Here is a 22,707-nt window from a genome sequence, read left to right as displayed (position 1 = left end):
TTATTGCAACTGTACTGCTTTTCTTTGATAAACTTTATTTAAGGCTAAAATGTATAGGGCTCCAATAGCCAAATAGAATAAAGTATAATAAATAACGAAATTGTCGAGCTCTCCTGAAATGATCAATCTAATTGCAAAGAATCCGAACCCTAAAGCAAGATACCCAAATGTGGAATATCTTATTGTCTTCTTAAAGTAACTAACCATCTGTTGATTCCAAAGTACTTTCTTATTTACTATTATTGTTACTGTACCGATTAGTATAGCGATAAGAAATGGAAGGGTGGCAGAAATATTTATAAAGCCGATAAGTATAGGAACGGATAAAGCTCCTAGGCCCCCGACACTAAACCCAGTGAAAAGTTGAGCAGTAGATTTATTAGCTTTATGATTATCAGCAAAATCATTTTTATGTTCATTGAGTATTTCGTCTGCCAAATTTTCCGGTGACATAAACGATTGCAATGTTTCTTTTGCTAGGACTTCTTCACTTTCAATCTTATTGTTTTCCTCGATATCCAAAGCACTAGCGTGTATATCTGCTTTTATTTCTGCTAAGTATTTATTTCTCTCTTCTAATGGTAAGCTTTGCAAATTTTTGTTAAGATCATCAAGATAGCTCCTTACACTGCCAATAGAAAAGAATTGTTTTTTATCCATTTTCCAGCTCCTTTTTCCTTACTCTAGGGACGAAAGCGTATCGTTCAGTGTTCTGTAAAACTCAATTCGATCCTTTAAAATCTTACCTCCTTCTTCAGTTATTTCGTAATACTTACGCTCTGGTCCACTCGATGACTTCATCCAATAAGCAGTAGCCCATTCGTTTTTAAGCAATCTTCGAAGTATGGGATAAATGGTGCCATTTGGAATTTCAAATTCTGGGAATTCGTTAATGGCTGCATTAATTTCATAGCCATACATCGGCTTCTTGCTAATGAAGGAAAGGACTAAAATCTCAAAAACACCTTTACGTAACTGCACTTTCCAAGAATCATTTGTTTTCATATTTGTATTGTACAACAAAAATCACTATGTGTAAAACGTATATAGTGAAAACTTATCTACTGATTTATTTTTCGTGTGTTTAAGTATAAATCCTTCAGGTTTCCCTAACTGAAAGTGCCTGACCCCCGATGCGGTAAAGTGTTAACGAGGTGGGGGGCAGGCACTTTTTTTACATGGTAATAACACAGGATGATGGATGTCTATTTAATAACGACTTCTCCTGTCCAGAAACCCTGTGCAGCAAGACCAAGTAAAAGATCGATACAGGATCATCCTGCCATCCATGGTGTCTGACGCTGGCCCGGATGCAAAAGCAGGAGGCACTGTTACAGCGAACGCTTCATGCACTTCAATGCTCTCATCCCTGTGGGTCTGACTCCATGTGTGCCGTCATCTCATCTGCTCGTCTTCCAAACATGAAAAAATCTGAAATGTTCTCGTGTCTGCAATACGCTTAATTAATGTGAGTAAGGTAAGTCAGTTAAATCAGTGAGGTGGCCGATTTATTAAGATTCTTAAAAATTTGTTTAGACCATTTCACAGGTGCCATTTGCGGGGTGTAACGCGGTCTGCTCTGGTGCGAAGATTTCAGAATAGCAGATAAAGGAAGAGGGGAACTGCATAGGAGTCATGGAGTCAGACACACATTGTTGAGATCCTTGGATTTTATGAAGTGATCGCTGTAAGAGTGCCTCATTTGACACATCCGGGCCAGCGTCAGACACCATGGATAGCAGGTTGTACATGCATACAGATCCTGCTTTTTTTACTTGGTAATCAGGTGTGTTTTTTTCTGTGAAAAAGAATGTTTGAAAGGAAGTGCCTGAGCCCTACTGAGCTAAAGTGTTCACTTGGCGCGGGTCAGGCACTTTTTTTACATAACGTACCGGTGGTCGGCTGCTGACATCCGCCTCCGCACAATCGTAAGAAGTTAGAAGAGCATATGAATACTATAACTTTTAACTTCAATATAAAGAAGGTGGTAAAAATGGAAATGACTTTCAAACTATTTCCTTTCATAGCTCACTTATCAAAAGGAGATAAGTATTCATGTGTACAATCACCAATGTAAGTTGTTCAGAGATTCCTCAGCCTGGTGGACGTAGTGAACAACAGTTTACGCTCCCTAGTGGTGCAGTCATTACCCTCCAGAAAGTCCGGGTTTTAATTACAGGTACAATGAACGTGACGCTTGACGACGGCAGAAGCGGGACAGCAGATTTCAGCATATGTGAAACGTATTACTTATGCGCACCATCCGGTACAAGTGTAGAATGCCAAATCGCAAGTTCAGATTGTTTTGTTTGTACAATTGTCGATAACCCAAATGAAACTCTCGCTGATGTCAATGTGAACTTATGCGTCGGCGTTCAATCGACTGCTGACGTCACTGTGGAGCTTGAGGCTATGTTCTGCCAACCAAGAGAACAAGAATTTCAGCGCCCTTGTCCTAAGCCCGCTCCTCCACTTTCATGCCCGCCGCAATTGTCGGAGGATCCCCTGCCGTGTCGTGAACGGAATTCCATAAGTCCAAACCAAGCCGAAGAGGCATTTTGTTTTAATACCGACCGCGTATATGATTGGGTGCAAAATCAAATAGATACAACACTAACTGTCTCCATCCCTCCGCTTATATGTCTGTATGAAGTCACTGCGGCCGAAGGTGTATGTGGCGGGATCTCTGCAGGGGACTTAGTCTGTTATCCATGTACCACTCCATGTAACGAAACACTGGTCTGTTCAAACGGGAATTGTGGTTTAGTCCTAACCCAAACTTCCGAAGCTTGTGTGCCATGCCCTTCGGGTGCTATAGAGCTTCCACAGGATTTTAGCTGTCAAGTACCAAGCGGAAGAGTCTTCAATGTGAATCAAGGTATCTTCTATGATGAAATACAACCAGCAGTAGACGACGCAAACCCCAATGATACGTTGATTGTTTTTCCAGGTAATTATCCACAAACCACGTTCCTCACAATTGATAAACCACTAACGATCACGGGGTTTTCAGCCGAAGAAACGAATGTGATCTTTCCGGATTCATTGACCAATACCACAAGTCTCAGACTACGAGCCGATAACATCACCATCTCGAAGCTTTCTTTCTTTGGTCCCACAGATCCGACCGCTGGAGACGAATCCTTGCTGGTAATACCTGAGAGGGGAACTGCTGATTATTATCGAGGAATCACAATTAGGGAATCGGTGATATCGGGTGGGGAGAGAAATGCTTTTATTAAAGCAGAAGACCTGACACTTACAGGGAATACCTTCATCCACACCGGAGATGAGAACTCTATACAATTCCAAGGAGTCTTAGGAGATACCGTAATTACCGACAATACTTTTTTGGGTAGTCCCACAAGCAGAGGGACACTCACGTTCGAGCAGGCAAATAGCAATGACGTGTTTGATGGCACAATTCGAATCGAAGGAAACTCCATGGAACGGCACACCCAATTTGCGCTCTTAAACACGTCAGGTTTTATGAACGTGTCTCTCTTTATTCGTGAGAATGATATTGATCACCAGACACGCTCGGGGAGTTCCATCATTTTTCTACCAATTAATTTCCCCGGCCTTGATACCATTCTTATAGAAGAAAATACCATTATCAATCCGAATGAAAATCGATTTGCTGTTTACGTGGATTACCGCTTCGGCGGTGGAACTTCACCTAACGACGATCAAATTCAAGTGGTGCGAAATATCCTGGATGTAGCTCAGCCTTGGGGTACGGTGGACGATACCTCTTCTATGATCGCTCCGGTCGGTTTTACAACTAGTGGAAGTACTTTCACAATGTCGCTCGATGATTTCGATTTGGTTGATAATACAGTAATTATGTAAAATACTTTTAAATTGGTAGAAAGGAAGTACTTGATCCCCACTTCGATAAAATATTGACGAAGTGGGGGCAGGCACTTTTTTTACATGGTAATAACACAGGATGATGGATGTCTATTTAATAACGACTTCTCCTGTCCAGAAACCCTGTGCAGCAAGACCAAGTAAAAGATCGATACAGGATCATCCTGCCATCCATGGTGTCTGACGCTGGCCCGGATGCAAAAGCAGGAGGCACTGTTACAGCGAACGCTTCATGCACTTCAATGCTCTCATCCCTGTGGGTCTGACTCCATGTGTGCCGTCATCTCATCTGCTCGTCTTCCAAACATGAAAAAATCTGAAATGTTCTCGTGTCTGCAATACGCTTAAGTAATGTAGGGAAGGTAAGTCAGTTAAAGTAGTGAGGTGACCGGTCCATTAAGCTTCTTAAAAATTTGTTTAGACCATTTCACAGGTGCCATTTGCGGGGTGTAACGCGGTCTGCTCTGGTGCGAAGATTTCAGAATAGCAGATAAAGGAAGAGGGGAACTGCATAGGAGTCATGGAGTCAGACCCACATTGTTGAGATCCTTGGATTTTATGAAGCGATCGCTGTAAGAGTGCCTCATTTGACACATCCGGGCCAGCGTCAGACACCATGGATAGCAGGTTATACATGTATTCAGATCCTGCTTTTTTAATACTTGGCTTCAAGGTGTGCTTTTTTTCCGTGAAAAAGAGCGCTCTCACTCGATTAATTTGACCAATTTACTAAATAATCTATCCAGTCCACCAACTAATCTGTCCAGTAATTAAAATTAAAAGAGCGCTTCAGTCACGAAGCGCTCTTTGCTTATAACTACCCGTCTGGGACAATTGTTTCCGCACATTTTCATTCAAAGTATCCATCTCTTCAATAAACTGCTCGCTCGAAGCAATAATCCGCTCCGACGACTGTTCAGTAGTCTTCAATGCATCAAATACATTATCAAAAGACTCCTGAAGGGCTTCCATACTGATCGCAGGATTCTCCATCATCTCTGTCGTCTCTTGCGCATTCTCCTTCAGATTCCTGGAGTTCGAAAGCAGCATCTCCTCGGTCGCTTTATTGACGCCGTTCACCGTATCGATCACTTTCCGCTGGTTATTCAGCGCCAGCTGAATGGAAGCTGAGACGGTAATGATATTTTTCGTCAGCGTAACCGCATTACGGATCGATTCCTTCAGCTTTTCATTGTTTTTCTTGATGATATCGACAGAAGAAATACTCTGGTGCAAGACACTCTTCATTTGCGTCATGTTTCTCGTCCGCGTAATGATTTTCTCTTTTCCTTCTGTAAGCAGCGCCAGGTCGTATTCCCCGGTCGCTTCTTTTTCTTTCAAAAGCTCGAACAGCTTCTTCCCTAGATAAATCTGCTTGTCCAGGTCATAAATACGCTTCTGGGCATTTTCTTTGATGAGTTGCAATTCGACGCTGTCTTCTTCCAGACGGTCTTTCCCTGCAAGCAGGCTGCGGACGACGGTATCGATCTTCGAGTCGACGGTTTCATATTTCTTCATGTAACGGTCGATGGGCTGCTTTTTGCTTAGCTTATAGAAGAACTTCTGCACGCCGTTGCCTTCGGTGCGCTTCGGATCAAGGTCCGATACGATCGTCTCAAGTTCTTTCAACGTCTCTGGGATCTCGTTATTGCCTTTAGTCATGAGGTCGTTGACAGGGCGCTTCAACGTTTCCATCGTTTCCCCGGCGACGCGCTGTTCTTTTTCTCCGAGGTCCCCGAGTTCTCTCATCACATCGGTTAAGGAGTCGTCGCTGGATGAATCGAACCTTCCTGCGTAGGCTTCGGCCTCTTCGTTCAGGCGGTCGATATCTTCTTTTTCAATCAGCGTCATCGCTTCTCTCAGGTCCTGTTGGTTCATTTCCGCTTCTTTATCTTTATAGGGAGAATGTTTACTCATGTCCATACCTCCTGTATGTCATTCGTTGGTTTTAAGAAAAACAAAACGGTCGTTTACTTTCGCGAAAGAAAGTTTTCGTCTTCCTTATTATATTTCGAAGCAATGATTCCTTTGCTTCTGGCAAAGTTCTGCGTATGGCTTTCTTCTTCTTTTCGCTCCAGTGTTTCGATGAACTTCTGCAGATCATACATCGTCTCCACCAGTTCATGTTTCCGATTTTCCTTATTTTCATCCGACAATCGTTGGAACGAGGCGATGAAGTCAGGGACGTCTTTGTCCATCATCGTCTCAAGGGCGTATTGCTCTTCGATGTCGAGTTCTTCCATCCGTCTGAACTGTTTCTCTGTCCGTTCCTTCAAGGAGGCCCACTCCTGCTGAAGGTCCGGATGGTTTTCGAGAAACGGGAAGTCCCAGTCTTCGAAGATTGGTTCCTCAGGATGTTCAAACATTGTACTCTCTCCGGATACTTCCATGTGCTCGACATAGGTATTCACATGTTCGAACAGTACTTCTGAAAAATCTCTTAGCGTACCTCCGAGTCCTTTTTTTCTCGTGAATTCTTCTTTCAAGAAAGTAGGGAAGAAGGCATTTTCTTCTTCGATCCATTCAAAGCGGCCCAACAGCATTTTCGGCGGCTTGCCGTAAAACTCGAGGGTCCCCCTGAATGTGTTGGACTTGGGGATCACGGCGGAGAAGAAGACACCGTTCCAAAATCCATCCATTATATATCGCTTGTTCATCTCTACCAGTTCGTTTATATCCAGATCGAAATAAACAGGGCGTTTCCCTTTGATCACCTGCTTCATATCTCTCATCGTTTGAAAATCGATGTAGCGCTGATATTCGGAGGTATGTGGCATGAATGCTCTTTCCAAATTCTCAAGCATAAAAGAATTGAGGTTTTCCATGCTTCGTCAGCCCCTTTTCCGTCTTTCCTTTTTCCGCGACTAAATGTATCTATAATACTTCAAGAATACCACAAAATGGGGTTTCAGACTAAGATATGCCTACGTCACCTCCACATGAGAAGGAGGGGTCGGAGTTATTGTCTGTGGGAAATCTATCTTCCATTTACTATGAATATACGTATATAAGAGCTATAATGTTTCACAATTTTACATCACACTATTCAAAGTTTGAATGGTAGTAGGGGGTGAATGTTTTCATTGAGGTGTACTGATTGAAAGTATGTGCGGTCTTTAGCTATGTATCGTGTGCTGAAGCCCTTCTGATAAACAGGAGTGAGGCTTACGATCTTTATCAAAGCTATATAACTAAACATTTTGTAAAGGTTTATTAAAATTTGAACTTTAATCCAATGAAAAATGATATGTTGGTCATACAAGTATTCCTATCAAAATGGATATAGATCGATGTTGGTGTTGAGAGTCATGAACAGGAGGGGTTCAAGTGACGAGGGTTTTCCTTCATTTGGAAGGGGCATTCGTATTCATGGCAAGCCTGTATTTCTACCAGCAAAATGATTTCAGCTGGCTCGCATTCGTATTCCTTTTATTGATCTTCGACATTTCCATGCTCGGATACCTCGTCAATGAGAGAGTAGGGGCGGTTGTCTATAACCTTTCCCATAGTTACGTTCTACCGTTATTGTTCATCGTAGCTGCTAATCTCGCATCCCTGGATGGGCTCCTGATGATCAGCTTGATCTGGATGGCGCATAACGGGATGGACAGGATGCTCGGGTATGGGTTGAAATATCCGACCGGTTTCAAGGACACTCATCTTCAAAAAGTCTAGGAGGGTAAATCAATGGTCGATTCTTTTCTTGTAGGTTGTACGGAGAAGTTCTATGAAATTTTCGGTGAGAATTTAACAGGCGTGTATCTGCATGGTTCGCTCGTATTAGGCGGGTTTGTGCCTGAGAAAAGTGATGTCGATTTGATCGTCGTGACGGAAAGACCGATGTCCCGGATGGATGCCGTCCAGCTGACAGATTTTCTGCTCGAGCGGTCGGGATCTCCTTATCCGATTGAAATCTCTGTATTGAACCGCCGTCAACTAAACGAATGGCAGCACCCGTGCCCGTTTGATTACCACTACAGCGAGGACTGGAGGAATCGTTTTCTCGAGGGCGTATCTACTTATTCGGACGGGGCAGCACGGAGAGACGCAGACTTGGCCGCTCATCTGACCATCATCCATCACAGCGGGTGTGTGTTGTTCGGAAAACCGGCCGATGAAGTATTCCCTCCCGTTCCGAAAGAGGACTATGTGAATTCGATCCTGAGCGACTATGAGGATTGTCTGGAAAATGTCGAGAAGGACCCGGTTTATAGTGTGTTGAACATTCTCCGGATCTATTATTATATGGAAGATGAACGCATCTACTCGAAGGATGAGGCCGGCCAGTGGGCGTTGAATTCTCCTTTTTCAAAAACCGTGGAGAAAGTATTGAAGCGTAGGCGGGGGGATGAGATTTCGATCTCAGATGAAGAACTTTCATCATTCAAACGGCATTATCAAGGAAAAATAGAGGCTTCCCTTCTAGAGAAGGTGGGGAGGCAAAAATAATGGTAGGCTTTCGTGAAGTTGGTTCGTTGCTACAGTCGAATGAGAGGGAGCAACGATGAGTAGAGGCGAGCAGACGATATCTTGAAACCACTAAAATATTGAACTCACCAGAAAAACACCGCGTATATAAAGACTACACTGCGTCCTTCTCCACAGAATGGTTTATTCCTAATCCCAGGTCAAAAACGGACTATCATCTTCCCTCTAATTCATGTATAGTAGATAAGGCATTCTTTGGCTTCTTGAGCAGAAGATTAATTATTATTAGAGGTGAAACAGATGGATTACAATCAAATTACACAAAAAATAGAAGATATTGGCGGAAACTATATCACGATCTCTTACTTGCAGGCGACCGAGGAAGATGACTCGTTATATGACGTATTCGTGAATGTATGGCCCAATAAAAGTATGAAGAGAAACTTCGAAACGATTGTTGTTAAAACCGATACGTCGATGGAAAAGGCGGAGAGTATTTCTAAACGTCTGCACACATCGCTTGGGCGTGTTTATGAAGATGTTCATTACACAGGACTCGAAGCTTAATATCTTAGAAAAAAAGCATGGATAAGATTCCATGCTTTTTTTTTTTATAATTATTCCTCTAGGGATTTATTGCATCTCTTTTGAAGGTTATTCGCTGTGCTACAAATGAGACATACGTAACAAACAAGTATGTGTGCCAGTCGCAAGAGGACATGACTTTTATCAGAGCCAAATGAAAAAAGAGAGAAAAGCATCGATGGCATTTCTCTCTAGAGATTGGTTGTTATAAATTAAGAAATCGAAAAACTCTGTTCTTCTTTAACTCCTTCATTCTCCGTAAACTCATCCAACAGCGCACGTACTTCATCCGTAGACTCTGTATTCATCAGTTGGTTCCTGAGCTCACCTGCACCACGGAATCCACGAACGTAAATCTTGAAGAAGCGGCGAAGCGGTTTGAAGAGACGCGGCTCGAGTTCTGCGGAATACTTATCATGCAGGTCAAGCTGCAAACGCAGAAGGTCAAGCAGTTCTTCACTCGTGTGCTCTTTCTTCTCTGTTTCGAAGCAGAACGGGTTGTGGAAGACCCCACGTCCGATCATGACTCCGTCTACGCTGTACTTCTCAACAAGTTCAAGTCCTTTTTGACGGTCAGGGATATCGCCGTTGATCGTCAGAAGCGTGTGTGGAGCTACTTCGTCACGGAGTTTCTTGATCTCCGGAATAAGCTCCCAGTGTGCGTCGACATTACTCATTTCTTTTTTCGTACGAAGGTGGATGGAAAGGTTGACGATATCCTGTTCCAATAGGTGCTTCAGCCATGTGCGCCATTCGTCCACTTCCGTATAACCGAGACGGGTCTTCACACTGACAGGAAGCCCGCCGGCTTTGGATTCTTGGATAATCTCCGCTGCGACATCCGGTCGACGGATCAGTCCGCAGCCTTTCCCTTTCGTCGCAACGTTCGGAGCAGGGCAGCCCATGTTGATATCGATTCCTTTGTAGCCCATTTCAGCCATTCCGATACTCATTTGACGGAAGTATTCGGGTTTGTCTCCCCAAATGTGGGCGACGATCGGCTGTTCATCTTCTGTGAACGTCAGACGCCCGCGTACGCTGTCTTTTCCTTTTGGATGGCAGTAGCTTTCCGTATTCGTGAACTCTGTGAAAAACACGTCAGGTCTCGCCGCTTCACTCACGACATGACGGAACACGACGTCCGTCACGGCTTCCATCGGTGCCAGTACAAAAAACGGTTTCGGCAGCTCATGCCAGAAATTTTCTTTCATATATATCTGAACCCTTTCTTTATAAGAATGATCGTAGTTGTTGTTGTGAATATTCATGTTTCTTCTATATCCATTACCATTTCGGCAGGATTTGAACCATTATATACTTTAATGGTATATAGCGAAAAGTGCAAGGGGATAAGCTGGTATCAAAGATAGAGCCTTTAGAGGAATGAAGATTTTACAGCTGCCATTGAAAAAATGGATGAGTGAGTCTGGGAATGGACGACTAAACGATTGAGAACATTTATTCCTATTTATTTTAGGGTATATAAAAACATAAAACGCAATGATCCGAAAGATTAACAATAGATGAAGGTAAGATAGGGAGGAATATATAATTGAAAAAAATCTTAGCGTTATCGATAACGACTGTCTTTTTAATAGCAGGTTGTTCTGAAAATGAACAACCTGATTCTTCTGATAACCCGGAAGAAGAATCGTCCCTGCCTGTTGAAGATGTAGAAGTGATGGCAGAAAATCTGAAGGTTCCGTGGTCGATCCAAAAATCGGAAGATACATTCTATTTAACAGAAAGATCAGGGAACATTGTCAAAATAGAAGAGGGGGAAGTAGAACGACAAAGGGTGGAGCTTGAAGAAGAAGTATCCACAGCATCAGAGGCAGGCTTACTTGGGTTTGTACTAGCTCCTGACTTTTCCGAATCGAACCTTGCCTATGCTTATTATACGTATGAAGATAAGGAAGAACAATTTAATCGGATCGTAACCCTTCGGTTGGAAAATGATGGGTGGAGGGAAGAGGATCTGCTCCTTGACCAAATTCCCAGTGGTACATACCATCATGGAGGAAGAATGAAGATCGGCCCTGATGAAAAACTTTATGCAGCGACAGGAGATGCTTCTGAACGTGAAATCGCACAGAACCTTGATTCATTAGGCGGTAAAATTTTAAGAATGAACATAGATGGATCGATCCCGGGTGATAACCCATTTTCGGATTCCTACGTCTATAGCTATGGACACCGCAATCCTCAAGGGATGACTTGGTTATCGGATGGGACGATGTATGCAAGTGAACATGGGGATAATGCCAACGATGAAGTAAACCGGATTGAAGCTGGTCAAAATTACGGTTGGCCGGTGATTGAAGGAGAAGAAGAACAGGAAGATCTGATTTCCCCTTTATTCACTTCAGGAAGCGAAACAACATGGGCTCCATCTGGAATGGCCGATAATGATGAGAAATTATACGTTGCCGCTCTTAGAGGAACGGCTGTTTTGGAATTTGATTTAGAAACGAATGAACATCGAGAACTGGTCACAGGTCTTGGCAGAATTCGAGATGTTTTCATTGAAGATGGATCCCTTTACTTTATTAGTAATAATTTAGATGGTCGAGGAACAGGACAGGAAAATGACGATCGGTTATACAGAATGGCGCTTTCTGATTAATACGAAACGTCTATTCAGGATCAGCTCTCTTTATTGTGCTTTAACGATCCAATGAAGCGAGAGGAAAGACGATTCATCTTTCATTTTATATCAGGACTAACGTTGTCACTTGTAATATCATTCTACCTTTCACTCTGAACGTTTTTGTGCAAATCCTACTTCTTTTAGCAAACCACTACTTAGCTTATAGTAGTTTTGTAAGCGGACTTTCCATGTAATAGAGTCCTATGGAACAATAAATGGAGGGCTCTTATGAATGATACGATTATGTCTGTCATCGTTATTCTATTGGTTGTCGTAGGTTGGGGAGCGATTATTCTCAGGGACTTGGATATGGCGAAGGGGAAAATGAAGGGGAATTGGGTTCACCTCGTAGCTGCAGTAGGATTTGCGTTCTTACTTATCTGGATAGCGACTAGTTTTTAATATTCATGCACGGATAAGAAGATGAGTTTTTCTGTAAGGCTTTACTTGCTCTTAATGAATCTGTTTGAAATAGTTCCTATAGAAGTTAGCACTCTCACATAGCCAACAAAAAAGCCAGTACTCCTAGTAAGGAGACTGGCTCATTTTTATATCTCATCAAGCACATCATTCAACTGTCCCCGCTGCTCTTCCATCTCCTCAAGCGCATGATTGATATTCCGCTCATGAAGCTGCAAAATCAGCTGGGCGTATGTCTCGCCAGGAACAGCCCATCGGCCATTCAAACGGGTCCACGTCGGTGCGATGCCGCGGGTGACGAGGTCAAAGCGTGGATCGACTTTTTCCAGTCCTGCTGGAATCAGGTCTGTTGATGCATAGGCGTAAAGGTGCTGGATGTGGGCGTGGACGCCTTCTTCTGGTGTGTCAAAAGTGGCTCCCCGTGCGCCACCACCGGTCGCGCCGATGCCGGCATAGTTGTTCTGATCTGCTCTCACATCTCCGGTGAAGCGGAAGTAGTTGGTTTCATTGAGTGCCTGGGCGAAAGCGACGTCGCCGCGGATGCCGTAAGCTTCTCCATATTTCAAATAGAAGCGGCCGAGGTCCGGGGCGTCCGGGTTGACGGTTTTCGCGTAAGAATCGAGCTGGCAGGCCGTCAAATACATATCGCCGAGGATCTTATAACCGCCGTCGTCGACGGGAGGTTGCGGTTCTGGTTCCGGCTCAGGCTCTGGTTCTGGACCTGGCTCACTCGGTGGGCCACCGATGATGAACGCACCAGAGATGCCGATGGATTGGAGCCTTTCCACTTGGGCCTCAGCGTTTTCCTTATCTGAGTATGCTCCGGTCTGGACGCGGTAATAGGTCACTCCGTTGATCTCTGCCTCGACGATGAAGCCGTCGATGCCTTCCTGTGCGAGGGCCGCGATTCTTTGTTCCGCATTCTCGCGGTTTCGGAACGATCCTGCGATGACGCGGTACAAGCCGTCTTCCGGCTCTTCCGGTTCCGGCTGTGGAGGAGCAGGGTCATCTTCACCGCGTATGATGAAGGCATCCGTAATTCCGATGCGCTTCAGACGCTCTACCTGTTCTTTTGCGTTTTCTTCATTAGAAAAAGCGCCTGTTTGCACACGGTAATACGTCGTGCCTGAGATCGTCGTCGGTACGACAAAGCCGGGGAACCCTTGGCCGGCAAGCGCCTCGATCCGTTGTTCAGCATTTTCGCGGTTTTGGAAAGATCCTGCGATGACCCTGTATAACGTGTCATCCCCTGGTGGTGATGGAGGGGTTTGCATTCTCGGAAGGTTGAGGGCATCCGCGACGCCTTCTGCGATGCCACGGCTTACATCATTGATGAAGGTGGAATTTCTGAGCAGGGCGAGGTCTCCCGGGTTGTCGACAAACAGCACTTCGACGAGAAGGGAGCTCATATCTGTTTCCCTCGTTACATATAGGTTGGCGCGCTTTTTGCCACGGTCGCGCACATTGTAACCTCTGATCGCACGGTACGTGGCGTCGTGGATGATGTTTTGATAGGTGCGCGTATTCGGACTCAACGGGCCGTTATAGATATACGTTTCGAATCCGCTTCCTCCAGCTGCATTGTTGTGGATTGATAGGAAAAAGTCGGCGTTCACCCGGTTGGCAAGACTCGTACGGGCGCCGAGGGATAACGTAACGTCTGTCGTTCTTGTCATGAGAATTCTCACTTGGTAATTTTGCGAAAGGATGCGTTGGACATTCATGGCGATAGACAAATTGAAGGTCTTCTCCTGGTAACCGCGATAAGTCGCGCCCGGATCCGACCCTCCGTGACCAGCATCTATGACAACAGTTTTCATAGTAGTCAGTCTCCTTTCTGGACTTCCCCGTATTATATGAATATATCAGACCAAAGGTATAGTCACATATAAGGGATTCGGATCAATTCTTCTAATGATAAAACTTTATTCCCGGGTAGGGCTCGCTTCCAAATCATGGACCTATCATTTATTAATAGAAGAAAAAATCATGTATAATGGATACAGATAAAGATGAAGAGCAGGAGGGGGACATATGGATCCACTGGATATCTTAGGCAATTTACATAAAATCAGACCAGTCTTCCAGCCGATCGTCAGCGCAATCAATCAAGACGTCATCGGCCACGAAGTTTTGGCGCGTTACGAAGAGGATGGAACATGGCATAGTTTAGGCCCCTTTTTCCTCGACCCCGACGTTCCGGAAGAATTCAAAGTCGAAGTCGATCAGCATGTACTAAGGCTTGCAGTCGAACAAATTTTAGAAAAAGGGACCGATGGGATGTTGTTCATCAACCGCAATGCGAAGCAGCTGATGATTAATGATGGGGACGACCTGTTGCAATCTCTGCTTGATTATGAACAAAAAGGGTTGGATATGAAGCGGATCGTCATTGAAGTCACGGAGCATGATTTCGATGAAGAATTCGAGACGTTGAACCATCTGCTCCTCTATTATAAAACGTACGGCATCCAGATCGCTGTCGACCATGTAGGTGCAAAAAGCTCCAACATCGACCGCATCCGACAGCTGGAGCCGCATATTCTGAAGATCGACTCGAGGATCATCCGCCAGCAGAACGGCGACACGTTTCATGACATCATGTTCTCGATGTCGATGCTCGCTCACAGGATCGGGGCTGCACTCCTTTTTGAAAACATAGAAGATGATTATCAGCTCTATTTCGCATGGAAACATGGCAGCCGCTACTACCAAGGCTTCTATCTCGGTTATCCCGCCTTCCAACCGGTCGACCGGGAGTCACTGGCCCTGAATATCGGGGAAAAGATGGCCGGCTACGTCCAGCGTGAAAAAAGTCTCCTGCAGCAGCGCCATGATTTCATTAAAGCATGGGAGAAGAAAGTGAAGGATCTCTTGCCCAAATGGGAAGGGCCGAAGAAGGCGGATGTTTTCATCGAAGGGGTGACAGAGAAATTCGATGAAGAAAGCTTCCGGATGTTCGTCTGCCACATCGATGGTCAGCAAGTGTCCTCGAACTTCAGGAAAAAGGCCGATACGTGGAAACTGGAGCCGCATAAGCGTGGCTCCAATTGGGCGTTCCGTCCGTATTTCTTAGAGAACGTCATGCAGATGAAGGCGCTCAATACGGGGTTGCTTTCCGGTCTTTATTCAGATATCGAAACGAAGGAAATGGTGCGGACGTTCAGTTTTCCGCTGACGGATCAGCACTTCCTTTTCATCGACTTGAGGTATGCGTACCTCTATGAGCACGAGTGTCTGCTCGCCTGATCCAAACGGAGGTGTAAATCATGATGACAACCACGCCGTTTGATACGTTCCTGTAGGGAGAGGGAGTTCCTTGAACCTCCTTACGGGATCGTGTCAAATCTCGAGGAACAGGACGTGGAACCATGAAAAACAGAAGTACCGATTATTACCGCCATCACAGGGAGCGCATCATCCGGCAGCATCTGGACTTTTTGCTGAACGTAAGACAGTATGAGGAAAGTGCCCCCAGGCCGTGGTTGAAACACCCTGGAAAACTGGCGAAAGCGCACCGGAAAGGCGCGTATCGGTATGAAAAGAAACATAACATCAAAAAAGCACCGGAAAAGTCGCGGCTGCAGATGATGCTTGCTGAAATGGAACATTACGAAGAAGACTGGTGCTGAAAGAGGGGGAGCAGGGTGAAGCTTTCTGTACAGGAAATGACGAAAGAGTATGCGGAGGAATCTCTCCGGTGGACGTACGAGCCGCCTTATGATTTTTACAATGTGGAACTGTCAGAAGAGACACTGGTCGAGCGGTTGGACGGAAGTTATCGTTCGGTATTGGATGAGACTGGAGCACTCATCGGCTTCTTTTGTACGGGAGAGAGTGCGAAAGTCCCGGCTGGTGAGAAGGATGGCGTCTATGATGAAGCGGCTGTCGACATGGGCCTCGGCATGCATCCTTTACTTACAGGGCAGGGGAACGGGAACCTTTTTGGAAAAACGGTCCTCGACGTAATCGAGCAGGAACATGAAGGGAAACCGGTGCGGCTGTCGGTGGCGACATTCAACAAGCGGGCCATCCGTCTGTATGAGAACATGGGTTTTATCAAACGAGATTCATTTCAGACGGATGTGTGTCCTTTCATTACCATGATCAAAGAATAATCGAAAGTCCGGGACTGTTGTTCCGGGCTTTTGTTTTCGTTTTGTAAAGTTTCAGCTATATTCCCTCGTCTTAAACATTATAAATTGCCAGACATCTTTCCTCTGAGTATAATGAACAAATACACAGATAGGTATTATGGATTATTAGACGGGAGAGGACTGGTAAGATGGTACATAAGTTAGAAGAGTCTGGTGTGAGGAAAGATCTGATGTTTGAAGCGGCTGAACAGAATTTGGCGATGATCCAATTCGGTACAGATCGGAAAGTGTCCTATGTGAATGAAATCTTCTCATCCACGATGCAGTTCAGATCGACCGATGACATGATCGGCCTGCATCATCAGAACTTTTGTTTTGATGATTTTGCCAAGAGCAGGGAATACGATACGTTCTGGAACGGCTTGTTGAGAGGGCGCAGCTACCAGGATAAAATCGAGCGAAAAGATGCGAAAGGAAATCGTGTATGGCTTGAAGCGACCTACATGCCTGTTTACGATGGCGCTAAAATCGTCGGTGTCATGAAAGTCGCGACAGATATTACGAAGCGTCAAAGTGAAATCACTGAAGTGGTGGAAAGTTTGAAGGAGATGTCCGCCACATTAAATGCAAGGGCCGAAGAAGGGGTCCGCCAACATGAAGAACTGAATGACAAAATCAATGAAATCGCTGTCAAATCGAAAGAGAATACGGATGTTCTCATAGATTTGCGTAAACAAGCGGAAGACATCCAGGGAGTCGTGAAGACGATCCGCGATATCGCTGCCCAGACGAACCTTTTGTCATTGAATGCAGCCATTGAAGCGGCTCGTGCCGGGGAGCATGGACGCGGGTTTGATGTCGTTGCGAAGGAAGTAAGGAAGCTTTCAACGAAAGTGGAAGAATCGATCGGAGAGGTCCGTGAAAATATCGATAATATTACAAAAGAGATTTCCAATATCACATCAGGAACCGAGCAGATCAGAAAAGACGTGGAAAGCGGTCAAGTGCAGATCAACGAAGCGTCAGCGGGTTACAAGGAAGTCGTTGGGTCCGCGGAATCGTTGAAAAAAGAAGCGGAGGCCTTGTCCGGAATCATTTGAACATCCGAAAGTTTCAAATGTAGCAGGAGGGGTATTTTTCTCTTAGAGGTAAATATGCCTAGGTCTAAATGATGTCTTAGGAGCGTATTTATTCGTACCCTTTTGGAAAGGTCGTCTTGATATGATAACGAATGATTTAAGGTGGATGCTCGTCATCTATATCGCTCTCGGTGTTCTCATGGGCATCAGTTTTTCGCTTGTGCTCAATCAGTTCATCCCGATCCCCGGGCAGCTGTTCTTATTCTTCATGATTGCTTCGGTCTTCGCGGGATCGCTGTTGGGAATGGTCAACTATTTGGTTTATTTTTACTTTACAAAAATATTCATCCGTCATGTGAACCAGGTGTTGAATTCAGTGAGAAACGGGGACTTGTCAGCAAGAACGCAGTTTCGTTCCGGAGGCATTATCGGTGAGTTGAATCGGAACATCAACAAAACGCTCGTCAATTTGGAGCACTCCCAGAACACCATCCTTCATGATGATCTGACCCGTATCCCGAACAGGCAGGCCCTACAGCAGCGTTTCCTCAATGGCGATGAGAGCGGTGCATGTGCCCTGTTGTTCATTGATGTGAATGAATTCAAGAAAATCAATGATACATACGGCCACATGACAGGTGATGAGATGCTCAAATCCATCGCTGCCGTCCTGCAGAAAATAGTGAAAAAGACCGCACAAGTATACAGGTTGAGCGGCGATGAATTTGTTATTCTGCAAAAAATACAGGATGGGGAGAGTGCGGAAGAATTAGGTAGCCGCATTCACCATGCTTTCGAATCGCCTTTTTGCCAAGATGGACACCACATCCGTGTCAGCGTCAGCATCGGGGTATGTGAATTCGAATTTGGTCATAGGGATTTTGTAAGCATTTTGGATGAGGCGGATCAGGAGATGTATAAAGCGAAAAATATGCGCAAAGTTCGACTGCAATCTTAAAGCCGATAAGAGGAAACCGCTTAGACATGGTCCAAGCGGCTTTCTTTGTTTCATAAATTTTCTCATCCTAAGCGCATTGTCCCTTATAGGTCCTTATCGTTCCAAGAAAAGTCCAATAGATTTTATTTTACGATGAACTTCAAGTCTCCGACTCCCATTTCAGCATCGATATGAATGCGTGTTTCACTAGAATCATACGCTTCGTTCACCCATGAATCTCCCGTTTTTGTGAGGCCATCCGTTGTTATATCCCCAATCCCTTTCTCTGCAGTGATTTTCACACCTGTTTCTTTAGGCACGTAAACAGTACTTTCCCCAACCCCTGTTTCGATTTTTGCATCAAAGCTTTCCTCATAATCACCGGATAGATCGACGGTCATTTCCCCTACACCAGCCTCGATGGAAAGGTTCTGCAATTTCGCTGCGGATAGATCCAGTGTGGACTCCGCTGCACCCGTTTGGATGGAAAGATCGACAGGGATCCTTTTAGTTACGAGAACGTCCCACTCACTCTTTTGATTGTTGATGAATTTCTTTTTTTCTTTCGTTTGGGAAAGCCTGATGGTGCCGTCTTGATAATAAAGATCTGGAGTCAAATGGTTTTCAGGATAAATGAACGAACCTTCCAGCCAGTCTTCCGATCCTGTACCTAAAGTAAGCTCTCCGACACCCATATCGATTTCCACTTTCAGTTCTTCTGCATCATCTTGTTGGATCCGCTGTGTCTCTTCCACCTGTTCACCAGCATGGACGAATGAACATCCAGCCAATGTCATCAAAGCACTTGCGCCTACAAGGGTTTTGTATAACTTCTTCATCATCACCGCTCCTTTTTTCCATCTAAAACCAGTATAGAGTTCTTCAGCGTATTTGCTCAGCGGCTGTGGGTGTATCTTTCATAGGTCTCGAGATGTATTTTACTTCCATAAGTCCTTGAAAGGGGCGTTCTACTCTTTTGAATAGGGAATAGATTGGAAAAGAAGGAGGAGATCTTGTGAAAGTCGTTGCTTTAAAAGATGTAATCGGGACGAGTCAGGATGTCGATGGAGGGACGTGGAACAGCCGGCGTCTTATCGTCAAAAAGGATGGGATGGGCTATTCGGTCCATGACACGATCATCCGTGCAGGTACGGAAACGCACATTTGGTACAAGCATCACTTGGAATCGGTCTACTGTATCGAAGGCGAAGGTGAAGTCGTCACGCTCAAAGATCAAAAGACATGGCCGATCGAGCAGGGCGTCCTCTATGCGCTCGATGAACATGATGAGCATTTGTTACGGGCGAAAACGGATATGAGGATGATCTGTGTCTTCAGTCCACCCATCAGCGGGGATGAGGTCCATGATGAAGATGGGGTGTATCCAGTCGATGAATCTTAACCTTTCCTAGTCCAGGAAGGGTTATTTTTTTCCATAAAAACGGAAATTTTTGTTACAATGGGACCGGATGGGGTGAGGAGGGTCGTTGTGAAAACCTGGGAATAGGTTGGACATATTTTCTTAGGGGCTTCCGTCCTCATTTTTCTTTTAATGTTGTTCACAGATCTTCCCTTCCGAACAGAATGGGGCTGGATTTTCCTGGCAACTTCCATCGTAATCATGAGAGTGATGGATATGCGTGAATCAGGAAAGAAAGGAGAGCCGCTGATCACGATTACTCTATGTGTACTCATTTTTGGTATCTCATTATATGGTCTATTATTCATCTGATTACATATTGCGAGGGGTTTATATGGAAGAGGCATTAGAAAAAGAAAGCGTCGATCAGAAAAAGATCAGGAACAAAGCTCGCAGCTCTATGTGGCATCTATTTTTATTGATGGTATTGTGTATCGGTTTTGGGCAGATCTTTTTTGAAATGATTCCGGGCCTCTTTTATCTGGGGGCTGTTATCTTTTATGGATTTTTTGTTTATGAAACGTATATGAGTAGGAAAACGAATGAAGAGTTGTGGCAGATTTGGGATGAACGGTGGAGGGAACGTCGGTTTCTCTTTCAATTCCGATCTTCACTATCCAAAAGTTTAGAAGTGTTGTTTCCTGCAATTATCGGAGCAAATGCTTCATGGATGATGTTTGGTCTATTCCTGGTTATTGGGCTAGCTGTGGGGTTCAGAGATGGTATTAAGAAATGGAAAGCGAAAGAGTATTACTATGAAGAATACATAAAGGGTAGGAGGATGGCCGCATGAAAGCATTTAGAATTTTCATCGCCGTCTGCGGTGTCATGGCTATCATCTGGATGACGGTCAGTTTATTTCATGAAGGATTCAACCCTTCTTCCCAAACCAATGCACTTATCATCGGAGCACTCTTTTTATTACTTGGTGTAGAAATTGGATGGATGATCAAAAGAAATACGCGGCATTTTACTTCCTCCTTGCTTTCATTCAAATCGCACTCATGATATAAGAAAAGAGCCATGAACTAGCTCTATCTGTGATGGTAGGTTAGGTCAATCATCAAGGTTGTACATAATAACAGAATCGCTTGTTCTTCGGTCCACTCGCGGCCTCTTACATGGTAGAGGTCTCCGGAAAGCCAGGCTTCTTTTGTGGTAGGTGCTGGAATTTCATCCATTTTAAAAATGCGAGTCGCGCACAGGGAGTCCGAGTCGCGCGCAGGAAATCTGAGTCGCGCACAGGAAGTCCGAGCCGCGCACAGGAAGTCCGAGCCGCGCGCAGGAAGTTTGAGTCGCGCGCAGGAAGTTTGAGCCGCGCGCGGTCATGAACGGACAATCACGGCCAACGAAAAGATTAAAAGTTAGGAAGATACATATGAAAGGAAAAACATTTATACTCGCACTGCTGATCATCGCGATCAGTTGGGGAGGTAACTTATGGTTTTATCAATCCAAACAATTGGAGGAACCGATTTTTCTCGAACATTTTTATGGTGGTGCCGGGGTGTTCGAGCTTTATTACTTAACAAATAGAGGTGATCCGGCACGTGTCGTGAGTGTAGAGTTTAGTGATGGTACCACTTTATATGCGGAATCAGATTATTATGGATTTCCAAACGATAATCCTGCTTATGGGCCGGATGTCCGAAGCAGGTCCACACACTATTTATTGAAAAAAACAAGGTTTGATGAGCAGCAAATGAGAGAATTGGGAGTCGATCATGAAGGTGAAGCCACGATTCAGTTTAATGGAGGCAAAACAATAACAGCTGATATTGGCACGGTTGAATCAAGTGAGTTGAGTAAGGGAAATGGGATTTTCCGTCAACAATCAAGTTCAGGAAGCAGTAACGGCCGTTCCTTTCGATCTTACACCGTAAAAGAAGAGTTAGAAATAGAATCGATGTCCTCACCGTTCCCTGAAGTTCATGATGATTTCAAGATGAAATTGTACACTCCATCGATCGATTCAACAGGTACGCCTGATGGGGGAGGACCCCGTACGTACTCTAAAGAACTGGATAAGGGTTGGAGCGAAGTGGCAGGGGCTTCTATGAAAAATATAGACTTTCCAATTGAAATGGAGCGTGGGGAAAGAATCAGGCTGACGATGCAAGAAAAGACCGATGCGATTCGCTCCTATTCTTTTTCAATCCAAATGGAAGGGACGACGAAAAGTGGCGAGCCTTTCACACAGAATTTTCTCGTATCGAATGACCCGCAATTCTCACCAGAACAGATGGAACTCCTTATTGAAAGGAGGGGAAGCCAATGAATCCATTTCATCGGATCTTCGGAGGTTTGCTTCTTGTTTTGATCGACATTCATTTCGGTCAAATTGAGGTACTGGCTGATTTTATCGGGTATCTCCTCGTATTAAGTGCATTAAATGGAATGGATGGGAACTTGAAAGGTATGAAAGGGGCGAGATCGACAGCCTTGATCATCAGTGTTACTGCTATTCCACAATCCTTTTTAGGTCAGCCGGCAGGTACGAACGAAGGTGTCAATATTGGCTTCGACCCTCTTACGATTTACCATCAGTCTCTCGGTTTGATTAAACTCGTGCTCATTTTTTACCTTTTCTATGTGTTGATTGATTGGGCAAAGAAAAAGGAAGATGAGGATCTTGAAAGGAGAACACAGAAGCTATTCAGGGTATATGTGACTACTCACATTATTTATTATGCTTTATTGCCTTTCTCCATGAACCTTTCGGAAAATATGGCCATCCCACTATTCATCGTAGGAATAGCTGTGGTTATTATCCTTGAGATTATGCTCCTGGTCTTAATCCGGGCTTTTCATAACGAACACCATAAAATTGCACTCTATTAAAAAAGGCGCCTCAGCATGAGGCGCCTTTTTAAGCGGGTTGTTTTTCCATTTCCGGATCGCTTTCCGCCGCATCAATGAATAAAAAGATCGCTGTCAAAATGTGCATGACCATACCGACAAAAGGAACCCAGCCGACGCATGAGGTGACGATTCCGAGGATGCTCCCTCGCGTTTCTCTCCCTTTCTGCTGAGAGAGCACAAGTGTGATGATATGAAGGATAAGCATGACGGCTAAAGGAGTCCATAATAATGAGATGACAAAGGTTCCGCCAACAAATGGGATACCTAAACATGCTTCCAAAACAGCGGTCACCCACATGAGAATACGTGCTGCTGACATACAAACACCTCCAATTAATCCTCCATCATTTTATTCA

The 22,707-nt window shown here is 44.7% G+C and carries 24 protein-coding genes; 16 read left to right on the top strand and 8 right to left on the bottom strand.

Annotated features, from left to right (window positions below):
- The gene (locus DYE48_RS11910) at positions 1 to 660 is read right to left on the bottom strand and encodes an HAAS signaling domain-containing protein (protein WP_115823825.1); all 660 of its coding nucleotides are present in this window, start codon (positions 658 to 660) and stop codon (positions 1 to 3) included.
- Positions 661 to 678: 18 nt separating this feature from the next.
- Positions 679 to 1,005 (bottom strand): PadR family transcriptional regulator, encoded by a 327-nt coding sequence (locus DYE48_RS11905; protein ID WP_115823862.1) that lies wholly within the window; start codon positions 1,003 to 1,005, stop codon positions 679 to 681.
- 1,050 nt (positions 1,006 to 2,055) lie between these two features.
- On the opposite strand from DYE48_RS11905, the gene DYE48_RS11900 reads away from it, so the two are divergent.
- Positions 2,056 to 3,852 (top strand): BMQ_0737 family morphogenetic spore coat protein, encoded by a 1,797-nt coding sequence (locus DYE48_RS11900; RefSeq protein ID WP_115823824.1) that lies wholly within the window; start codon positions 2,056 to 2,058, stop codon positions 3,850 to 3,852.
- An 810-nt stretch (positions 3,853 to 4,662) separates the two neighbouring features.
- Here DYE48_RS11900 and DYE48_RS11895 read toward each other — a convergent pair.
- Both DYE48_RS11895 and DYE48_RS11890 read right to left on the bottom strand, forming a co-directional pair.
- Positions 4,663 to 5,790 (bottom strand): toxic anion resistance protein, encoded by a 1,128-nt coding sequence (locus DYE48_RS11895; protein ID WP_115823823.1) that lies wholly within the window; start codon positions 5,788 to 5,790, stop codon positions 4,663 to 4,665.
- Between the two features lie 53 nt (positions 5,791 to 5,843).
- On the bottom strand, positions 5,844 to 6,698 hold the full coding sequence (locus DYE48_RS11890) for a hypothetical protein (RefSeq protein ID WP_115823822.1): 855 nt from the start codon (positions 6,696 to 6,698) through the stop codon (positions 5,844 to 5,846).
- Positions 6,699 to 7,200: 502 nt separating this feature from the next.
- Between DYE48_RS11890 and DYE48_RS11885 the strand changes: the two genes are divergently transcribed.
- From DYE48_RS11885 to DYE48_RS11875, 3 genes are all read left to right on the top strand, one after another.
- A complete protein-coding gene (locus DYE48_RS11885; protein WP_115823821.1) occupies positions 7,201 to 7,548 on the top strand; it encodes a DUF4260 domain-containing protein in 348 nt (115 codons plus the stop codon).
- Positions 7,549 to 7,560: 12 nt separating this feature from the next.
- Complete coding sequence (locus DYE48_RS11880) at positions 7,561 to 8,322, top strand: aminoglycoside adenylyltransferase domain-containing protein (protein ID WP_115823820.1); 762 nt, start codon at positions 7,561 to 7,563, stop codon at positions 8,320 to 8,322.
- A gap of 279 nt (positions 8,323 to 8,601) precedes the next feature.
- Positions 8,602 to 8,868, top strand: a complete 267-nt coding sequence (locus DYE48_RS11875; protein ID WP_115823819.1) for a hypothetical protein — start codon at positions 8,602 to 8,604, stop codon at positions 8,866 to 8,868.
- A gap of 230 nt (positions 8,869 to 9,098) precedes the next feature.
- On the opposite strand, the gene DYE48_RS11870 is transcribed toward DYE48_RS11875, so the two are convergent.
- Positions 9,099 to 10,097, bottom strand: coding sequence for a tRNA dihydrouridine synthase (locus tag DYE48_RS11870; protein WP_115823861.1), 999 nt, complete (start codon positions 10,095 to 10,097; stop codon positions 9,099 to 9,101).
- 341 nt (positions 10,098 to 10,438) lie between these two features.
- On the opposite strand from DYE48_RS11870, the gene DYE48_RS11865 reads away from it, so the two are divergent.
- Positions 10,439 to 11,512, top strand: coding sequence for a PQQ-dependent sugar dehydrogenase (locus DYE48_RS11865; RefSeq protein WP_208639655.1), 1,074 nt, complete (start codon positions 10,439 to 10,441; stop codon positions 11,510 to 11,512).
- A 252-nt stretch (positions 11,513 to 11,764) separates the two neighbouring features.
- Positions 11,765 to 11,938 (top strand): hypothetical protein, encoded by a 174-nt coding sequence (locus tag DYE48_RS21175; RefSeq protein ID WP_167449503.1) that lies wholly within the window; start codon positions 11,765 to 11,767, stop codon positions 11,936 to 11,938.
- A 146-nt stretch (positions 11,939 to 12,084) separates the two neighbouring features.
- Here DYE48_RS21175 and DYE48_RS11860 read toward each other — a convergent pair whose 3' ends face one another.
- Positions 12,085 to 13,776 (bottom strand): N-acetylmuramoyl-L-alanine amidase, encoded by a 1,692-nt coding sequence (locus DYE48_RS11860; protein ID WP_115823818.1) that lies wholly within the window; start codon positions 13,774 to 13,776, stop codon positions 12,085 to 12,087.
- Positions 13,777 to 13,990: 214 nt separating this feature from the next.
- Between DYE48_RS11860 and DYE48_RS11855 the strand changes: the two genes are divergently transcribed.
- The 5 genes from DYE48_RS11855 (at position 13,991) to DYE48_RS11835 (ending at position 18,090) form a co-directional block, all read left to right on the top strand.
- Positions 13,991 to 15,205, top strand: coding sequence for an EAL domain-containing protein (locus tag DYE48_RS11855; protein ID WP_115823817.1), 1,215 nt, complete (start codon positions 13,991 to 13,993; stop codon positions 15,203 to 15,205).
- A 122-nt stretch (positions 15,206 to 15,327) separates the two neighbouring features.
- Positions 15,328 to 15,588 carry a hypothetical protein gene (locus DYE48_RS11850; protein WP_115823816.1) on the top strand — a complete coding sequence of 87 codons (261 nt, stop codon included), beginning with the start codon at positions 15,328 to 15,330 and terminating at the stop codon, positions 15,586 to 15,588.
- Positions 15,589 to 15,603: 15 nt separating this feature from the next.
- On the top strand, positions 15,604 to 16,074 hold the full coding sequence (locus tag DYE48_RS11845) for a GNAT family N-acetyltransferase (RefSeq protein ID WP_244199413.1): 471 nt from the start codon (positions 15,604 to 15,606) through the stop codon (positions 16,072 to 16,074).
- A gap of 167 nt (positions 16,075 to 16,241) precedes the next feature.
- Positions 16,242 to 17,153 (top strand): methyl-accepting chemotaxis protein, encoded by a 912-nt coding sequence (locus DYE48_RS11840; protein ID WP_115823815.1) that lies wholly within the window; start codon positions 16,242 to 16,244, stop codon positions 17,151 to 17,153.
- A gap of 121 nt (positions 17,154 to 17,274) precedes the next feature.
- On the top strand, positions 17,275 to 18,090 hold the full coding sequence (locus DYE48_RS11835) for a GGDEF domain-containing protein (protein WP_115823814.1): 816 nt from the start codon (positions 17,275 to 17,277) through the stop codon (positions 18,088 to 18,090).
- Between the two features lie 122 nt (positions 18,091 to 18,212).
- Here DYE48_RS11835 and DYE48_RS11830 read toward each other — a convergent pair whose 3' ends face one another.
- Positions 18,213 to 18,908, bottom strand: a complete 696-nt coding sequence (locus DYE48_RS11830) for a toast rack family protein (protein WP_167449502.1) — start codon at positions 18,906 to 18,908, stop codon at positions 18,213 to 18,215.
- A gap of 176 nt (positions 18,909 to 19,084) precedes the next feature.
- On the opposite strand from DYE48_RS11830, the gene DYE48_RS11825 reads away from it, so the two are divergent.
- The 5 genes from DYE48_RS11825 to DYE48_RS11800 all read left to right on the top strand — a co-directional run bounded on the left by DYE48_RS11825 (position 19,085) and on the right by DYE48_RS11800 (position 22,330).
- Positions 19,085 to 19,471, top strand: coding sequence for an ectoine synthase (locus DYE48_RS11825; RefSeq protein WP_115823812.1), 387 nt, complete (start codon positions 19,085 to 19,087; stop codon positions 19,469 to 19,471).
- 352 nt (positions 19,472 to 19,823) lie between these two features.
- Positions 19,824 to 20,282: a hypothetical protein gene (locus DYE48_RS11815; RefSeq protein ID WP_115823810.1), complete on the top strand. Its 459-nt coding sequence runs from the start codon at positions 19,824 to 19,826 to the stop codon at positions 20,280 to 20,282.
- A complete protein-coding gene (locus tag DYE48_RS11810) occupies positions 20,279 to 20,497 on the top strand; it encodes a hypothetical protein (RefSeq protein ID WP_115823809.1) in 219 nt (72 codons plus the stop codon). The genes DYE48_RS11815 and DYE48_RS11810 overlap by 4 nt, the downstream gene beginning before the upstream one ends.
- 370 nt (positions 20,498 to 20,867) lie before the next feature.
- Positions 20,868 to 21,767, top strand: coding sequence for a hypothetical protein (locus DYE48_RS11805; protein ID WP_115823808.1), 900 nt, complete (start codon positions 20,868 to 20,870; stop codon positions 21,765 to 21,767).
- Positions 21,764 to 22,330, top strand: a complete 567-nt coding sequence (locus tag DYE48_RS11800) for a hypothetical protein (protein WP_115823807.1) — start codon at positions 21,764 to 21,766, stop codon at positions 22,328 to 22,330. Before DYE48_RS11805 ends, DYE48_RS11800 begins: the two co-directional genes overlap by 4 nt.
- A 28-nt stretch (positions 22,331 to 22,358) precedes the next feature.
- Here DYE48_RS11800 and DYE48_RS11795 read toward each other — a convergent pair whose 3' ends face one another.
- Positions 22,359 to 22,670 carry a hypothetical protein gene (locus DYE48_RS11795; protein WP_115823806.1) on the bottom strand — a complete coding sequence of 104 codons (312 nt, stop codon included), beginning with the start codon at positions 22,668 to 22,670 and terminating at the stop codon, positions 22,359 to 22,361.
- Positions 22,671 to 22,707 lie beyond the last annotated feature (37 nt).

It is taken from the genome of Halobacillus trueperi (assembly GCF_003386945.1).
GTDB classification, from domain to species: Bacteria; Bacillota; Bacilli; order Bacillales; family Halobacillaceae; genus Halobacillus; species Halobacillus aidingensis.
This window is presented reverse-complemented; position numbering and strand designations above follow the sequence as displayed.

Coding starts and splice junctions, on each gene's coding strand:
- DYE48_RS11855 (WP_115823817.1), top strand. CDS start 13,991: ATGGATCCACTGGATATCTTAGGCAATTTACATAAAATCAGACCAGTC.
- DYE48_RS11890 (WP_115823822.1), bottom strand. CDS start 6,698: ATGGAAAACCTCAATTCTTTTATGCTTGAGAATTTGGAAAGAGCATTC.
- DYE48_RS11800 (WP_115823807.1), top strand. CDS start 21,764: ATGAATCCATTTCATCGGATCTTCGGAGGTTTGCTTCTTGTTTTGATC.
- DYE48_RS11805 (WP_115823808.1), top strand. CDS start 20,868: ATGAAAGGAAAAACATTTATACTCGCACTGCTGATCATCGCGATCAGT.
- DYE48_RS11880 (WP_115823820.1), top strand. CDS start 7,561: ATGGTCGATTCTTTTCTTGTAGGTTGTACGGAGAAGTTCTATGAAATT.
- DYE48_RS11810 (WP_115823809.1), top strand. CDS start 20,279: ATGAAAGCATTTAGAATTTTCATCGCCGTCTGCGGTGTCATGGCTATC.
- DYE48_RS11860 (WP_115823818.1), bottom strand. CDS start 13,776: ATGAAAACTGTTGTCATAGATGCTGGTCACGGAGGGTCGGATCCGGGC.
- DYE48_RS11910 (WP_115823825.1), bottom strand. CDS start 660: ATGGATAAAAAACAATTCTTTTCTATTGGCAGTGTAAGGAGCTATCTT.
- DYE48_RS11870 (WP_115823861.1), bottom strand. CDS start 10,097: ATGAAAGAAAATTTCTGGCATGAGCTGCCGAAACCGTTTTTTGTACTG.
- DYE48_RS11835 (WP_115823814.1), top strand. CDS start 17,275: ATGATAACGAATGATTTAAGGTGGATGCTCGTCATCTATATCGCTCTC.
- DYE48_RS11905 (WP_115823862.1), bottom strand. CDS start 1,005: ATGAAAACAAATGATTCTTGGAAAGTGCAGTTACGTAAAGGTGTTTTT.
- DYE48_RS11850 (WP_115823816.1), top strand. CDS start 15,328: ATGAAAAACAGAAGTACCGATTATTACCGCCATCACAGGGAGCGCATC.
- DYE48_RS11830 (WP_167449502.1), bottom strand. CDS start 18,908: ATGAAGAAGTTATACAAAACCCTTGTAGGCGCAAGTGCTTTGATGACA.
- DYE48_RS11840 (WP_115823815.1), top strand. CDS start 16,242: ATGGTACATAAGTTAGAAGAGTCTGGTGTGAGGAAAGATCTGATGTTT.
- DYE48_RS11875 (WP_115823819.1), top strand. CDS start 8,602: ATGGATTACAATCAAATTACACAAAAAATAGAAGATATTGGCGGAAAC.
- DYE48_RS11900 (WP_115823824.1), top strand. CDS start 2,056: ATGTGTACAATCACCAATGTAAGTTGTTCAGAGATTCCTCAGCCTGGT.
- DYE48_RS11815 (WP_115823810.1), top strand. CDS start 19,824: ATGGAAGAGGCATTAGAAAAAGAAAGCGTCGATCAGAAAAAGATCAGG.
- DYE48_RS11895 (WP_115823823.1), bottom strand. CDS start 5,790: ATGAGTAAACATTCTCCCTATAAAGATAAAGAAGCGGAAATGAACCAA.
- DYE48_RS11795 (WP_115823806.1), bottom strand. CDS start 22,670: ATGTCAGCAGCACGTATTCTCATGTGGGTGACCGCTGTTTTGGAAGCA.
- DYE48_RS21175 (WP_167449503.1), top strand. CDS start 11,765: ATGAATGATACGATTATGTCTGTCATCGTTATTCTATTGGTTGTCGTA.